Here is a 15706-nt window from a genome sequence, read left to right on the forward strand (position 1 = left end):
AAGAGGTTAGAACATGGACACCGACCAGCTTTCCCACTTCCAATGCGTCGCCGAAACACGCAATTTCACACGGGCCGCAGAGCGTTTGAATGTCTCGCAACCCGCCCTAAGCCGTTCGATCCAGCGGCTCGAGGAAGAAATCGGCCAGCCTCTGTTCGACCGTAAGCCTCGCTCGGTCGACCTCACCGACGCGGGGCAACTTTTTCTAAAAAGAGCCCAACAGATCCTGTTGAGTCTCGAGGATTGCAAAGCAGAAATTTGCGACGACGGCCAAAGCGGCCGGATACGCGTGGCGGCGATTCCCACCATCGCTCCATACTTCTTACCCGGATTGTTGAGAGATTTTTCCAAGTCCCACCCGAAGGCGCAGATTTTGGTTCAGGAAGACACGACCGACGAGATCATGCGGTTGTGCAAGCAAGGGGAACTGGATGTTGCGATCGTCGCGTTGCCTGTGTCGGCCCGCTACGTCGAGATCAAACCACTCTTTGACGAAGAACTCAGCTTAGTGATGCCGAGCGATCATCCGTTGGCAAAGAAGAAACGCATTCGCATCGGCGATATCGATCGCTACGCGTTCATTTTGCTCAACGAAGCTCACTGCTTGTCGGACAATATCGTCTCGCTTTGTCGACAAAAGTCAGTTCAACCGGTCGCGATCGAGCGTGCAAGTCAATTGGCGATGGTGCAAGAACTCGTTTCGCTCGGTCATGGGATCTCGATGATCCCCGCCATGGCGATGAACCTCGATCGAACCAGAAGCCGCGTGTATCGATCGATCGAGGGTACACGAATGACGAGAACCATTGCGGCGGTTTGGAATCCGTATCGGTTTGATTCGCAGTTACTAAAAAGCTTCCGAGATTCACTGTCAGAATACTCGCATCGCTTCTCAGACCGCTTGTGATTCCGTCCGACTCATCAACTGAACGAGTTTTTCACAAAACGCATCCAAATCATCGGGATTGCGACTGGTAGTTAACACGCTGACGGAATCCCGTCAGCGTTTTCTAGCTGGCACGTTGGGTGAGCGATTCTCGCCACGATTGCGACAATGCCGGGCAGTCGGCCAATGCTCGGTCGCGGGCGGGATCACGCGGTTTGGCAAACATGACATCGTTGGCCGCCGTGATCGACCATTGCGGGTATTGACGGTCGGTCAACCGCATCACGTTACCAGCTTCAATGATTCCAGATTGCAGCACTCGAAAATACCAACCGGTGAACCTGGTTTGTTGAACAAGCACAGCAAGTTTGGGAAGATACCAGCGACGCGATAACTTCCAACAAGGTTGCCGCGGTTGTGAGATTTGTAGTACACAATCACCAACCTTGAACGTATCTCCGATGCAAACATCCGGTTCCACCAGCCCGGAGAGCGTCAAGTTTTCACCGAAACATCCGGGCCGCCAATCGATCTCGGGATACGTTTGCGACCAGAATCCGAAACGCTCCGAAGCGTACGCGCAGACCGCTTTGTCGGGTCCGCCGTGATGCACCAAGTCGGCTTGGTGATCGCCGTCGATGTTTTCCGTAAAAACCGACACCGGGCCGCTTACCGGTCGCTTGATGATCGCGGATTCCCAAGGTTTCCCGGTGCCGACATCGGCATCCTCAGTGGAATCAAATTGACGAGGCCGGCCGACTTGGATCGAGACCACATGAGGCGACGAGGGCATGGCGTTCTTTCAGTCAGGGTAGCGAAATTCGCCAGGAGTTCGGAAGCACACAACACTTAATGCGGCTACGCCGCAAACATAGAAGCCCGACGCGCAACGGGCTGTTGATTTAGTGATATCAAGACCTCTTTTCGTTTAACGGCAAGCCGTAGGCGTCGACTGATGGCATCTCTTGCGCCTTCGGCTTGCCGTTAAACGATTAAATCATCACGCCGGCAAGCGAGTGGAGTCGCTGGTATTGCGAAGTTTGGAGTGGATCCCCTCGCTCGCGCGTCGGGCTTGTATCAATCGCCTGAAAAAACACCGAATGCGGCGATAACTGGTGTAGGCGAGTCTCTGAGACTCGTAATATTCAACGTCTCGGAGAGACGCTGCTACGTGCGTTTTCCAAAAACGTTTATCGGGTGCTCAGTTTTCGATCATCCGAATGACCAGGTTGTTTCGATGGATGACGTTTTCGTACGGGCGGTGTCCCAGAATGGCTTCGATTTCCAGATTCGAACGCCGAGCGATGAGTGACAATTCGCTGCTTCGATAATTGGACAAACCGCGGGCTATCTCTTCGCCTTCGGGCGTTAGCAGACTCACCACGTCGCCGTGCGAGAACGTGCCGTCGACGCGAACGATCCCCACGGCCAAGAGGCTGCGTCCCTTATCGCGGATCGCTTCGACGGCTCCGGCGTCCAAGTGTAAGACGCCCTGCACGTTGGCGGCGCTAGCGATCCATCGACGACGACCTTTTAACGTTCGTTTCGGCGGAATGAACAACGTGCCCACCGACTCGGACGCAAAGATCCGATCGAGCACGTCGTCTTGGCGACCAGGACCGATGATCGTGGGATGGCCGTGCGAATTTGCCAACCGGGAAGCTCGCAGCTTGCCTTCCATGCCGCCTTTGCTGACTGCAGAGAGCGTGTCTTTGGCCATCGACATCACGGTGCCGTCAAGATCGCGAACCATCTCGATCCGTTGGCTGCCGTCGTCGTCGGGGTGACCGTCGTAGAGCCCATGAACGTCGGTTAATAAAATCAACAAGGCATCGTTGAACAATCCGGCGACGTGAGCGGCCAATCGATCGTTATCGCCGAACGTGGTTTTCAGCTCGGCCACGGCAACGGAATCGTTTTCGTTGACAACGGCGATCGCACCATATTCGTGAACACCCATGAGCGCATTGCGGACGTGAAGGTATCCCGATCGACGTCGCAGGTCGCTCTTGGTCAACAACACCTGAGCGGCGTGATAACCGTGGCGAAGTAATGAGTCTTCATAAGCCCGAATCAAATCCGCTTGTCCGATCGCCGCGACAGCTTGCAGTTTGGCAATGCCGATCGGCCGCGCGGGTAGTTTCAATTTCGCAACGCCCGCGCCGACGGCACCACTGCTGACCATGATCACATGCCGGCCGGTGTCGGCGATCCGTGCCAATTGGGCCGCCAAGATATCGACACGGTTCAGATCGAGTTTTCCATCATCGGTCGTTAGAACACGCGTGCCGACTTTGACAACGACGCAACGCGTTTGTTCGATGATCTGTTTTCGGATCGCGGCAAGTCCGTCGCTGGAATCGATCGCGTCGGAAGCGGCCACAGAATCGGCGGAAGAAGTGGGGTCTATCACAATAAAAATTACAGTTGTTTGGCGCCGAAAGTGTCGCCTTGGGTCAGGTCACCGGTATTGAAGCCTTTGGAGAACCATCGCACGCGTTGTTCGCTCGTGCCATGATTGAACGTTTCCGGTTGAACGTAGCCTTTGCTGCGCCGTTGCAGCGTATCATCGCCGATGGCCTGGGCCGCATTCAAGGCTTCTTCAACGTCGCCCGGTTCAAGGAAGTCGTACATCTGGTTGGCATGATGCAACATCACTCCGGCAAAGAAGTCGGCTTGAAGTTCCAACCTGACCGAATACTTGTTGTATTCAACCTCGGGAACTTTCTGTCGAATCGCGTCAACCTGATCGGTATAGCCGAGCAGTTTCTGAACGTGATGGCCGACCTCGTGAGCGACTACGTACGATTGAGCGAAGTCACCGGGGGCATTGAGTTGCCGGGCCAGTTGCCCGAAGAACGCCGTGTCCAAATAAACCTTCTGGTCGGCCGGGCAATAGAACGGCCCCGTCCCGCTGCTGGCCCTCCCGCAACCGCTGTCGACTTCGTCTTTGAACAGGACCAGGACCGGTTTTTGGTACGTCAGCTCATTGGCGGCGAATAACCTTGTCCAGACGTCTTCGGTATCGGCAAAGATGGTGCTGACGAACTCGCCCGCTTCTTGTTCGGCCGCCGTCAGTTCGCCACCCGGCCCTTGGACGGCGGCAGGCTGATTTTGCTGTGCCTGTTGAGCCTGCTGCAAAAATTGCTGGGGATTACCACCAAGCAACGCAATGATGACCGCAATCACTAACACGCCCAAACCGCCTCCGACGGCGGCAACGGGACGCCCCATGGTCCGCCGGTCTTCCACGTTTTCGCTTTGTCTTCTACCTCGCCAACGCATCACTGCGCTCCATCGGTGTCTTGGATGATTTCCGAATAATCGTGCATTTGATCGCCACCTTGGCGAGTCACGATTGTGGCAAACTGGTGTGACAACGGGAAGGAGTCGCGCCGAACGCCCAGGCGACCAAATCCGAATTTCAAATTGTCAACCGGCCGGATTCTGCTTTAATGCACGGACTGAAACGTCCGAATGGCCAATCGAGCCTCCTCCCAACAGCCCTTTTTAGTGGTTTGATGCAGCTTCCGATCTACCAAAAGCCTGAACTGAACATCGCCGTCCCACCTCAAATCGAGGCGGCAACCGACGTCCAAACCAGCCGTCCACGGGGCCAATACGCCGTCGTCTCCTTGGGATGTCCCAAGAATCTCGTCGACACCGAACAAATGCTCGGTCGTCTGGACGCGGACGGTTACCGGATGGTCGATTCGGTCGAAGGGGCCGATTTTGTGGTCGTCAATACATGTGCGTTCATCGATTCGGCTCGCGAGGAATCGATGGCGGCGATCGACGAAATGTTGGCTCTCAAACGCGAGGGCAAACTTCGCAATGTCGTTGTGACGGGATGTTTAGCCGAACGTCAGCAGGGCAAACTGCTCGCAGACCGTCCAGAAATCGATGCATTGGTCGGCGTATTCGGACGCAACGACATCGTTTCGGTTGTCGATGATTTGTACTCCGGTTTGGAAGAACAACGGACGGTATTCAAACCCGCCGCCGTCAATCCGTTGTCCGACGCGATGCGATCGGCCGTCACTCCGCGACACTTTGCTTACTTGAAAATCAGCGAAGGTTGCGACCGACTGTGCACGTTTTGCGCGATCCCCAAAATGCGAGGAAAGCACTTCAGCAAGCCGATCGAACAGGTCATCGACGAAGCCAAACGGTTGGGCGATAGCGGTGTTCGCGAAATCGTGGTCGTTGCTCAAGACACCACCTACTACGGAATGGACCGATACGGCGAGCCACGCTTGAAGGAACTGTTGACCGAACTCGATCGAATCGAATCGGTTGATTGGATTCGATTGATGTACTTTTATCCGATGTACATCGACGACGCGTTGATCGATACGATCGCGGGGGCGCAGCGGATTGTTCCTTACATCGACATGCCGCTGCAACACGCCAGCGATTCGATGCTCAAGCGGATGGCCCGCAAGACGACTCGCAAACTGCAAACCGAGATTGTCCACAAACTTCGTGATCGGATCGAAAACCTCGTCATGCGAACGACGATGATCACGGGTTTTCCCGGCGAGACCGAAGATGATTTCAAAGAGCTGCTCGATTTCGTTGACGAATCGCAATTTGAAAACTTGGGCGTGTTCACGTACTCGATCGAAGAAGACACTCCGGCCGCACGCCTCCCCGATCGGGTCGATCCGGAAGTGGCAATTCGTCGTCGCGATGAGTTGATGGCGTTGCAACAGAGCATCGCATTCGATTGGAATAACAGCCGAGTTGGTGGCGTCGAAGACGTCCTCATCGACGCCGCGTTGCCGGGCCAACAGGGTGTATTCATCGGACGGACCAAAAGCGAAGCTCCGGACGTCGACGGTTTGATTTACGTTTCGCAAACCGACGAGGAATCTCCCGTCGAGATCGGCCAAATCCGAGCTTGCGAGATCGTCGCGTCGCAAGGCTATGACCTAGCGGCTGCAGCCATCTAGGCACGAAAACCGCTTGCTCGGTGTCTTGTTGATGCGGTTATCTTCACTCGTTCGCAGGCTCCTGCGCTCGTTATCCTACTCATCTTTCTGACCCCCACGAGCTTGTCTCGTGGGTGAATAAGGTTGGCAAGCTAGGCACCGACGCCCTCCCCAACCTTCCGAGTTCAACTTGTGCTCGCCGCTTGAGGCGGCGAGCACAAGTTGAACTCGGAAGGTTGGGATAACTGCGGATTGTGTCTAGCTAGCCAACCTCGGCTTCCTGCCAGACGAGCTGGCAGGGGAGCAACACATGAGGACTTGTGGCCTATCAAGAAGGCTCCCGCCTCCCGATATCAATGGATCACGAACTGATCCGACTCACCCATTGTTTCGCTCGTTCCTGCAATTGTTGCAATTGTCTGACTTCCGGTGCATCGGATCGTTTGACCAGCCCATCTTTCAAGCGGTTGATCCACTCGGGATCGTTGCTGTTCTTTTCGACTTCGCTGGCCAATTGGGTATCGTCGGTTTCGGCCACATAACGCAAACAGGATTTCAAGGTATGAGCGGCGGTGGTGAAGGCACGTTGATTGCCCGAGCGGCCGGCTGTGTCGAGGCGGCCGATTAGCTCCGGGATCTCGATTGTGATCGCTTGGCAAACCGAACGCATCGTGGATTCATCGTTGCCACAGTGTTTCGCTAATCTTGATTTCCAAGCGTCATCGCCGGTTACCGGCGACACCGATTCATCACCCGCTTGGGTACCGACCACGGGCGACGAGGCATCAATGACCCGGCGCATTTCATCAAGCAGTGGTTCCAAATGGATCGGCTTGGTGATGTAGCCAACCATTCCGGCGTCGCGGCACATTTGACGATGTTGGTCGGTGACGTGAGCGGTCAACGCGATGATCGGCGGCGCGACTTGCCCGGCCTGCTTTGATTGCCGAATGATCTCGGCCGTTACCTCCGTGCCGTCCATCTTGGGCATTTGCAGATCCATCAAGACACAATCGAAGTGCAGCTCACCTTCCAAGTGCCGTTGATAAACCCTCAGTGCATCCGGCCCATCGTGGGCCGTTTGAACGACGTGCCCGGCGGCGAGGAGTTGGTCATGTATCACCAAGCGATTCGTCGGGCTGTCATCGACCACTAGCACCTCAATTGCGTTCGGTCGCGCTGAAGCATTGGCGGTATCGCGTTCATCGGCGAACATCGCGGCGGTCGCCTCCTCCGGTGGCCCCATTGAGGTCGCGATCGCGTTTGCCGTTTCACGTGTTGATACTTTCGGACTTCGTCGAGATTCTCGTCGCTGCGATGCCTTGAGTCCCCGACCGGATTGTTTCAGCGGCATACCGGCGAGCCAACGTCGGAGTTCATCCGGATGGACCGGTTCGATCATCACGGCGTCTTCTTTCTTGGCACGTCGAGGGGCCGGTTCACCCGCGCGAGTTAGCCACAAGACGTGGTCCTCCGATTTCCTCGCTCGCACTCGGAACGCCGTGTCGGCGGTCGCGCTGGTTAGAATCCAACGCACCGGCGACTTCCCTTGTTGACTTGAAACGGATGTCGGTTTGAACGCCCGGAAACCGGTGTCACTGATGGTTTCGACGAGCGCTTTCTCGATCGTTTCATTGTCAACGGAAAGAACCACGGCTTCGAGACGGTGGGCTGCGGTAATTGAGTTGCGAAGGTCGGCATTCGGATCGACACCGTCGGCGAGAGGAAGATTCAGATCCACGATAAAGCGGCTGCCTTGGCCGATCTCGCTTTCGACCAAGATGCCACCGCCCATTCGTTGCGCCAGACCGCGGGCGATAGCGAGTCCCAATCCGGTCCCGCCGAATTGCTTGTTCGTTCCCAAGTCGGCTTGTTCGAACGCGTCAAAGATGCGCGCTTGGTTCTCCGGCGCGATGCCGATGCCGGTGTCTTCGACAATCAATCGGAACCACTTGCGGATCTCGGCCGGTTCACCGGACGACCCGCGTCGTTTCCTCTTATCCGGTTGGTCCGTTTGTGCGTCATTGACATCAGGATGAGACTCGGCGGAAATCAATCGCAAGCTGACTTGGCCTGCGGCGGTGAACTTGATGGCGTTGCCGACCAAGTTGACGATGATCTGGCGAATTCGTTTGGCGTCGGCGACCACATGACGAGGGACGTCCGGGTCGATCGAGAGGCTCAGCCGTACCGGCTTGTCGGCCACCCGAATTGCCAAACATCCGAACGCGTCACCGACGATCGAATGCAAGTCGATCGTCGCTGGTGCGATCGCGACCCGCCCGGCCTCAATGGCGGAAAAGTCCAAGATGTCTTCGATCGCATCATGCAGCAGTTCGGTATTCTGACTAATCAAATTCACGTACCGCCTAGCAGGGGCCGGGAGCGTTTGCTGCGCGAGCAGTTCGGTCAATCCGCGAATGCCTCCCAAGGGCGTGCGCAGTTCGTGTGAGATGCCCGCCATGAACTGGGTCTTGGTTCGGTTGGCTTGCTCGGCGGCGGCTTTGGCATCCCGCATCGCTTCGAACGCTTGTTGTTGCAAGGTCACGTCACGAATGATCACGGCACGGCCTTCGCGTTCACGACCGCTTGACGAAGCCGAAACCAACTGGCCGGTCGAGGAAGCTTGGTTTCCCAAGGGAATGATGTGCATCGATACTTCGCTATCAAAGGCGACACCGTCACCGCGCCGCAGTCGCAGATGATGCCGTCGCGAAAGCGGCAAACTCGACCACGTGGGAAACGCTCTAATCCCAGGTAACGGTTGATCGATTAAAGATGGTTCGGCATGGTCCTGTTCACCATCGATGGGGATCGATGAATTGTCGTCGATCGGCATGATCAAGTGTTCGAGCGGACGACCGATCAGCCGGCCACCGCCGGCGTGCAGCATATCCGTGGCCGACGGGTTGGCCTCCATGATGATTCCGAGTTCGTCGATTAACAGTACCGCGTCCCCCGCCGCATCGAACAAGGCGCGTTTACGAGCTTCGCTGTGACGCAGTGCGATTTCACTACGATGTTTTTCGGTGATATCCCAAAAGATCACTTGGACGCCGATACAACGCCCGTGTTGATCGTACTCGGGCGCTTTAAAAACCTGAACAAAACCCGGTTGCCCATCCACTCCGGGGTGTTCCTCGACTTTGTCGATATTCTGGCCCGTCGTCATCACCTTCATGTCGTCGGCGCGGTATCGGGCCGCCACGACCGGCTTATACAAATCCGCGTCGGTGCTGCCGATGACGTCAATCGCGGCCCGGCCGAGTTCTCGACAGAAAGGCTCATTGGCATACGTGAACACTCCTTCGGCGTTCTTGCGAGCGACCTGCAAGTGCATCCGTTCCATGATCGATTGGAACGTTGTTTCACTTTGGTCAAGCCGGTGCTGCGTGGCTTGTCGGCGTGCCACTTCATCTCGCAAAGCATGGTTGACGCGTTCGATTTCGCGAGATCGCCGACGAACGTTCTGTTGTAAGAAATGCTGGTGCTCGAGTCGCTGCCGCAAACGCCGCCGAAGGTAGACATGAAAATAGCCGGCGGCCAAGATGGCCAAGAGCGTCCACAGGCGGACGAAATCGAACGAGAAGTTGGCCGACGAATTCGCGGCCATCGTGGAGACATACTCGCCGAACTCACGGATCGAATGACCAAACAAACTACGATCGGCGATTCGATCAAGCCCCATCGGCCATCCGTTTCCGTGTGACCCGAAAAAGACATGCCAAGTCCCGGCGATCGCGACGGCGGCGGCTTGCGACGCGGTCACTTTGGTGATGAACCGGCGGTGCAAGAATCGCCAAGCGATCGGCAGTACCAGCAAGTGCAAAACACAAAGCCCCCACCACGGCGGCGCCGCCATGTCAACAACCATCAATACTGCGATTCCCGCAAACCACCAATGAGGCGGTCGCATTCCGGGGATCGCATGGGCTCGCAGATCGAACATTCGAATCACTCAGGCTGGTTGGTGGGTTTCATCGTTTCTGGCATCCATCACAAAAGAACGTCGACCGTTGGGCTTGGACGATGCGGCGGACTCGACCGGTAGGGCACCTGACACATGGTTCGTCTTTTCGATCATAGACTCGGTGCAGATTCTGGTAACCTCCCGGATCGTTCAGCGCGTTGCGATACGTCCCGTCGCTCAAAGTGCTTCCCTCGTTGGCGATCGCTTCATCCAAGACTTCCGTGATGGCCGCTCCAATTCGTTGCCATTTCGGCCGGCTCAGGCGATCGCATCGAGTTCGCGGATCAATCCCGGCGGCAAACAGAATCTCGACCGCGTACAAATTACCAATTCCCGCGACGACGGTTTGGTCGAGCAACGCGACTTTGATCGGACGGGTGGTCGTCTTTAGACGGCTCCTCAGGTCGTCGGCCTCGATCGCGAGGGCGTCGGGGCCGAGGCGTTGATCGACCTGTGTCGTGTACTGTTGGGGAGTTAGCAATCGAATCGTTCCGAGCCCCCGGCGATCCCAAACGAGCAGGTCGGTGGACGGTCGGGAATCAGACGACAATCGGACCCGCAATCGCAGATGCTCGACCGAAGGAGGATCCGCGAGCAGTACCAAACCACTCATCCGCGGTTCGATCACCAATCGCGTTTCATTCTGCAAACGCAACATCACGCGTTTGCCTCGGCGTTCGATCGCCGCGACTGTTTGGCCGCGAAGGCGTTGATCGAGCGTGGCAATGTCCGGTTCAATCACGCAGGGTCGACAATCGCAGGGTGGTTGATCGATCCCATCGATCTGCATTCCTACGATCGATGCGATCCCACGACACATCGTTTCCACTTCGGGAAGCTCAGGCATGATTCATGGTGTTGTTTGGACCCGTAACAATCCGAGCGTCTTGGCCGTCGGATTGACTTCGAACTTATAGCGATCGAGATAGCTCAATCCCAACAACGGTTGAGCATTTCCGGCGATCGGTTCGAGCACCACGGCGTCGACCTGCTTGGCTTCGAACTCGCCAACGCGGACGGAATCCAACTCAATACGCCGACCCGTGATCCGCTGTCCGTTGGCAAGCGATAAGTTCACCACGGGGGCATCATTCGGAATGGACAAATTTAGTTTGATAGCCGTATCGGCGGGGAGCGTGATGACAGTCGCGCCGCTGTCGACGACCATCTCGATCGGTTGGCTGTTGACACTCACCATCGCGAACAATGATCCGCTGCTTCCGACTTGCAGGTCGATCGAATCTTGAAAAACTTCTTTCTCAAATGATGCTAAACGTGCATGGAGCGAACGCAAAACCTGAGACGAATCAATGTCGATCGGCACTTCAAAATTGCGATGCATGACCGTCAACGCGATCTTAACCTGTGGGTCCGATAAAGATTGCTTCAACTTTTCATTAAGCCCATCGAGTGTTCTGCGAGTTTGAAAGACTTTTTCGGAATAGGCCTCTTCCGCTTCGTTGAGTTGTCCTCGAAGCGTTCGGATCGTTTCTTGCTGAGATTGCTGAAGCCGTCGCGTTTCGACGCTTTGGCTGCGTGTGGCGTTGATCAAGGCGACGATCCGATTATTACTCGCGACGTCCGTCCCGGCGATTTGAGCCAATTGCAGATTTAAGTCACGGTCGGTTCGATTGAGCGCAGAGAGGTTTTGTGAAAGTGTTTCGAGCTGTTTTTCGGCCGATTCGAACTCCGTTTGTTTCAATCGCAAATCTCGACGTTCACGTGTCAATGCACTCAGTTGCCGAGATAAGTCCGCCGACTCGGCCGCTTGGAGGCCCTTGCCGCTACGTCGCAATCCCGCCTCTTCTAGCACCGAAACCGCTTTCTCAACGACTGAATCGGCGTATTGACCGGGCTGTTCCGCCCTGCATCGTGCGTCGAGAGACAAACCGCTGAAGACTGACAGAATGATCAGTAGTAGGGTTGCGTTTGCCAGTCCAAACCGTTGCGAATCGCGGTGGGACGGATCGCGGTGTCGAGAAGGCATGGTGTCGCTCGCTTGAGAAAACTACAATCGGAATGAGTTTTCATTGTAACGCAACGAGATGCCGAACCAATGGACCCGCCCATGGACCAGCACGATTTCTCAAACACGGACCCTTCCTTGAGCCGCCCGACCCCGATGACGTGTCCCACTTGCCAACGCAAATTTCTCTCGGACGAGTCTCCGACGCCGCCGTTTTGCTCAACGCGTTGTCAGATGATTGATCTGGGGCGATGGTTCAACGAGGACATCAGTGTCCCTTACGAGGGCTCCCCGGGTGAATCACCGGTCGAATACCGAGATGAAGACGATTGATTCTCGCCTATCGTGACCCGCTACTTCCACTTCTCACTTACCTCTATGAGTACCCATGTCGCATTTGACACGACTTCGATCCCGTCTCTTGTTCGCCGTCGCCCTGGTGCTTCCGACGCTCGGATTGGCACTACCAGCTGGTGCGGCCGATAAACCGAATATCATCTTCATTCTCTGTGACGATCTTGGTTGGGGCGACTTGGGTGTTTTGCATCAAAACGATTCCACGCATTCACGAAAATTCACCACGCCGAAACTCGATGCGATGGCTCGCGAAGGAGCCCAACTACGAAACCACTATTGTCCCGCGCCGGTATGTGCGCCGAGTCGTGCGTCGTTGCTATTGGGCGTCCATCAGGGAAACTGCGAAGTTCGTGACAACCAATTCGACAAAGAGTTGCCAAACAATCACACACTCGCGACCGTGATGAAAGCCGCCGGTTACTCGACGGCGATCATCGGAAAGTATGGATTACAAGGATCGCCGCCTTCGAAGAACAAGCGTGAGGGTGGATCGGCATCGCTGTGGCCGGCTTATCCGACCAAACGCGGGTTTGACGAATTCTTCGGTTACGTTCGACACGTCGACGGACATGTTCACTATCCGGCTCACAACTGGGAATTCGGTAATTCCGAGACTCACCAAACGCCAAAGGAGTTTTGGCACAACGACGAAGAAATCTCCGCCAAGTTGGACAAGTGCTACACGACCGATTTGTTCACCGCCTACGCAAAGCACTGGATTCAAAAGCAAACGACCGAAAACAAGAAACCATTCTTTGTCTATCTCGCCTACGACACTCCGCACGCGGCACTGCAAGTTCCCTCAACCGCCTATCCGCAGGGGCAAGGTGTCAAGGGTGGCTTGAAGTGGATCGGTGAAGACGGACGCATGATCAACACCGCCAAAGGGAAAATCGATTCCTACCGGTACGATGAACACACCGGCCAAGGGTGGTCCGATGTCGAAGAACGATTCGCAACGATGGTTCGGCGAATCGATGATTGTGTTGGGGACCTTTTGCAAACGTTGAAGGATCTCGATATCGATGAGGACACGATGGTGGTATTAAGCAGCGACAACGGGCCCCACCACGAGTCATACCTCAAGAACGCCAATTACGATCCGACGTCGTTTCAATCCTACGGCCCGTTTGATGGAACCAAACGCGATACTTGGGAAGGCGGCATTCGTGTGCCCACGTTGGCCTGGTGGCCGTCGAAAATACCGGCCGGCACCATCGATCCCTCGCCCAGCCAGTTTCATGATTGGATGGCGACGATGGCCGCTGTTGCAGGCACGAATCCGCCTGCAATCTGCGACGGTGTGTCGCTGTTGCCGACGTTAACACGAACCGGACATCGTGACAGCAGTACCGTGTACGTCGAATACGCCCAAAACGGCAAGACGCAACCCTACGAGGATTTCGAAAAACGCAAACGCCAACAAACTCGCAAGCAAATGCAGGTCATCATGTCGGGACGCTACAAAGGCATCCGTTTGGACATCAAGAACCCGAAAGACCCGTTTCAAATTTATGATTTGCAAACCGACCCGAGCGAATTGAACAACTTGGCGGGGACGTCCGACGCAATGAAAAAACTGCAAGACGAAATGCAGTCTCGCGTCCTGCGTCTGCGTCGGATAAATGAATCAGCGAAACGCCCCTACGACGAAGTTCCCATGCCCGCGCTAGCCGGGTCAGCTCAAGGCGAATCGTCCAAGGGTATGCTGATTAAGAGTGTGGACACGACGTTCGATTATGTGCCCAAGTTCGACAGCATCGCGACCAAGGACCAAACGATCCTCATCGCCCAAGACCCGGCAAAGTTTCTCAGCGAGTTGAAGCCTGATGAGATCGCCGGTGCCTATCAATTTCGCGGATTGTTGGAGGTTCCCAAAACGGGTGAATTTACGTTCGAATTCCAATCCAATCATCCATCATTGGTTCGTGCTCACGAAGCGGTCTTAATCGACAACGATTTCAATCATCATCCCGGCCAAACGGTGAAGTCCACGATCGCTCTCGAAGCGGGTTGGCATCCGTTCGAGATCACCATCCTAGGCGGCGAAACCAAGCCGCAGTGGCAACTCACAAGCGATGGTATCGAAACCAACTGGTTCGTTCGCTAACATCGCGTGACGCCGCGAACACGAATCAGGGGAACGTCGACAAACGGATCGATTCATCGGCCGTTTGTTCCTTCCAATCCTTGAGTGCCTCGATCAATCGGCTTCGTTCGTTAGCGTACTTAGGTGAACCGGACAGATCTCGCATTTCGTCGGGATCGTTGTGCAGGTCATAAAGTTCCAAGCGGCGAACCGTTCCTTGCAAGTTTTGTGGGTCCATCTCGGCCAAAATCTCGTATTGCCGGGGGAACTTGTCTTTTACCCTCAACGTTTCGCCATAAGTTCGATTGCCCCACGGTTTCTTTTCGCGGGTGTCGGCGTTGACCTGCCGCCACGCTTGCTCGACGTTTTCGCGATAAATCAGCTTCCAGCGTCCGTCAAACACGCTGCGTTCTTGGATTCCATCGTTGGGCAAAGGTCCCCGATTGGAAATCTCGTTGACAATGTACTCGTGCCCGCCCTCGGCATCGGGATTCGCTAACAACTCGGCAAACGATTTTCCGTCGAGCGACTGAAGATACTCGTCAAGCGAACGACCACTTTTGGCGGCAATCGAATCGGCGGGAAGTTTCATCTCGCAATCGCAGCGGCTTTCGATCCAATCTTCGAGCGTCGGCATGATGTCCATTCCACTAATCAACTCGTCGCAGCGTTGACCGGCCGGAATCCCTGGGCCCGCAACGACGAAGGGCGTCCGCAGTCCAAGGTCGTACAACGTCATCTTGCCGTGCTGGAACGTCGGGCCGTGATCGCTCATGTAGATCACGATCGTGTCGTCGGCGTGACCGGAGGCTTTGAGCTTTTGCAAAGCGGTGCCGGCGACCGCGTCCATCTTTTCGATTCCGGCGAGGTACTCGGCCCAGTCCTTGCGAACCTCCGGAGTGTCGGGCAAGAATTCAGGAATCTCAACCTTGCTGGGTTGGACCCGAATCGGTTCCTTGTCGCTATTGGGATATGGGCGATGGGAATAAGGGATGTTCACCATCAAGAAAAACGGACGCTGCAGCTCGCTTGCTCGCCGGAGAAAATCGTCCATCTGCGCCGTGTCGGTCCGATGAAACTCGTCGTACGGAAACTTCTCGTTGGGAAGCACGTGTAACTTATGCGTGACCCCCTGATAGTAGCCGTTCGCGTCGAGCAGTTCGGTCAATGTGACGAATCGGTCATTGATTCGATTTGTTTGTGCCAGTCTCAAGCCACGTTCGGCGTTGGTGACTGCCGACGCAGGTTTGTGAAAATTATGCGTGTTGTTGAGGATGCCGTTGGTATGGTTGTGCAAACCGGTGTAAATCGCCGCCTTGGACGCTGAGCACACCGGGTAGCCGACAAACGCATTCTCGAAATAGATGCCCGAACGAGCCAACCGGTCCAGATTCGGCGTTTGCAATCCAGGCGTGCCCAAATAACTCAGATGCGCGCCCTGGTCTTCCGCGAGGATGAACAAGATGTTGGGCATTCCGGTCGGAGTTTCCAGCTTGGATTTACC

At 55.6% G+C, this 15706-nt stretch carries 11 protein-coding genes; 4 read left to right on the forward strand and 7 right to left on the reverse strand.

The window, feature by feature from the left end; translation table 11 throughout:
* Positions 1-13: 13 nt before the first annotated feature.
* Complete coding sequence (locus Pla100_RS02720) at positions 14-907, forward strand: LysR family transcriptional regulator (RefSeq protein ID WP_146576108.1); 894 nt, start codon at positions 14-16, stop codon at positions 905-907.
* Between the two features lie 103 nt (positions 908-1010).
* Here the strand turns inward: Pla100_RS02720 and Pla100_RS02725 are convergent, their stop codons facing one another.
* The 3 genes from Pla100_RS02725 to ypfJ all read right to left on the reverse strand — a co-directional run bounded on the left by Pla100_RS02725 (position 1011) and on the right by ypfJ (position 4171).
* Positions 1011-1679 carry an MOSC domain-containing protein gene (locus Pla100_RS02725; RefSeq protein ID WP_146576109.1) on the reverse strand — a complete coding sequence of 223 codons (669 nt, stop codon included), beginning with the start codon at positions 1677-1679 and terminating at the stop codon, positions 1011-1013.
* 408 nt (positions 1680-2087) lie between these two features.
* Complete coding sequence (gene proB / locus Pla100_RS02730) at positions 2088-3299, reverse strand: glutamate 5-kinase (protein WP_231602599.1); 1212 nt, start codon at positions 3297-3299, stop codon at positions 2088-2090.
* 8 nt (positions 3300-3307) lie between these two features.
* Positions 3308-4171, reverse strand: coding sequence for a KPN_02809 family neutral zinc metallopeptidase (ypfJ, locus tag Pla100_RS02735; RefSeq protein ID WP_146576110.1), 864 nt, complete (start codon positions 4169-4171; stop codon positions 3308-3310).
* A gap of 236 nt (positions 4172-4407) precedes the next feature.
* Here ypfJ and rimO point away from each other — a divergent pair, with 236 nt between their 5' ends.
* The gene (rimO, locus tag Pla100_RS02740; RefSeq protein ID WP_146576111.1) at positions 4408-5841 is read left to right on the forward strand and encodes a 30S ribosomal protein S12 methylthiotransferase RimO; all 1434 of its coding nucleotides are present in this window, start codon (positions 4408-4410) and stop codon (positions 5839-5841) included.
* A 340-nt stretch (positions 5842-6181) separates the two neighbouring features.
* Here the strand turns inward: rimO and Pla100_RS02745 are convergent, their stop codons facing one another.
* The 3 genes from Pla100_RS02745 to Pla100_RS02755 are packed head-to-tail and all read right to left on the reverse strand — an operon-like array spanning position 6182 to position 11777.
* A complete protein-coding gene (locus tag Pla100_RS02745; protein ID WP_231602601.1) occupies positions 6182-9769 on the reverse strand; it encodes a response regulator in 3588 nt (1195 codons plus the stop codon).
* Between the two features lie 28 nt (positions 9770-9797).
* Complete coding sequence (mutM, locus tag Pla100_RS02750; protein WP_146576112.1) at positions 9798-10637, reverse strand: bifunctional DNA-formamidopyrimidine glycosylase/DNA-(apurinic or apyrimidinic site) lyase; 840 nt, start codon at positions 10635-10637, stop codon at positions 9798-9800.
* A gap of 3 nt (positions 10638-10640) precedes the next feature.
* The gene (locus Pla100_RS02755) at positions 10641-11777 is read right to left on the reverse strand and encodes a retropepsin-like aspartic protease family protein (RefSeq protein ID WP_146576113.1); all 1137 of its coding nucleotides are present in this window, start codon (positions 11775-11777) and stop codon (positions 10641-10643) included.
* A gap of 81 nt (positions 11778-11858) precedes the next feature.
* Here Pla100_RS02755 and yacG point away from each other — a divergent pair, with 81 nt between their 5' ends.
* The gene (gene yacG / locus Pla100_RS02760; protein ID WP_390620546.1) at positions 11859-12089 is read left to right on the forward strand and encodes a DNA gyrase inhibitor YacG; all 231 of its coding nucleotides are present in this window, start codon (positions 11859-11861) and stop codon (positions 12087-12089) included.
* A 55-nt stretch (positions 12090-12144) separates the two neighbouring features.
* Positions 12145-14223, forward strand: a complete 2079-nt coding sequence (locus Pla100_RS02765; RefSeq protein ID WP_146576114.1) for a sulfatase-like hydrolase/transferase — start codon at positions 12145-12147, stop codon at positions 14221-14223.
* A 25-nt stretch (positions 14224-14248) separates the two neighbouring features.
* Here the strand turns inward: Pla100_RS02765 and Pla100_RS02770 are convergent, their stop codons facing one another.
* Complete coding sequence (locus tag Pla100_RS02770) at positions 14249-15676, reverse strand: sulfatase family protein (RefSeq protein ID WP_146576115.1); 1428 nt, start codon at positions 15674-15676, stop codon at positions 14249-14251.
* Between the last annotated feature and the right edge of the window lie 30 nt (positions 15677-15706).

This window comes from Neorhodopirellula pilleata (genome assembly GCF_007859915.1).
GTDB lineage: Bacteria > Planctomycetota > Planctomycetia > Pirellulales > Pirellulaceae > Rhodopirellula > Rhodopirellula pilleata.

Bases quoted from the DNA above. Each gene is read 5' to 3' on its own strand.
- Pla100_RS02720 (WP_146576108.1), top strand. From the start codon at position 14: ATGGACACCGACCAGCTTTCCCACTTCCAATGCGTCGCCGAAACACGC.
- Pla100_RS02725 (WP_146576109.1), bottom strand. From the start codon at position 1,679: ATGCCCTCGTCGCCTCATGTGGTCTCGATCCAAGTCGGCCGGCCTCGT.
- ypfJ (WP_146576110.1), bottom strand. From the start codon at position 4,171: ATGCGTTGGCGAGGTAGAAGACAAAGCGAAAACGTGGAAGACCGGCGG.
- rimO (WP_146576111.1), top strand. From the start codon at position 4,408: ATGCAGCTTCCGATCTACCAAAAGCCTGAACTGAACATCGCCGTCCCA.
- Pla100_RS02745 (WP_231602601.1), bottom strand. From the start codon at position 9,769: ATGTTCGATCTGCGAGCCCATGCGATCCCCGGAATGCGACCGCCTCAT.
- mutM (WP_146576112.1), bottom strand. From the start codon at position 10,637: ATGCCTGAGCTTCCCGAAGTGGAAACGATGTGTCGTGGGATCGCATCG.
- Pla100_RS02755 (WP_146576113.1), bottom strand. From the start codon at position 11,777: ATGCCTTCTCGACACCGCGATCCGTCCCACCGCGATTCGCAACGGTTT.
- yacG (WP_390620546.1), top strand. From the start codon at position 11,859: ATGGACCAGCACGATTTCTCAAACACGGACCCTTCCTTGAGCCGCCCG.
- Pla100_RS02765 (WP_146576114.1), top strand. From the start codon at position 12,145: ATGTCGCATTTGACACGACTTCGATCCCGTCTCTTGTTCGCCGTCGCC.
- Pla100_RS02770 (WP_146576115.1), bottom strand. From the start codon at position 15,676: ATGCCCAACATCTTGTTCATCCTCGCGGAAGACCAGGGCGCGCATCTG.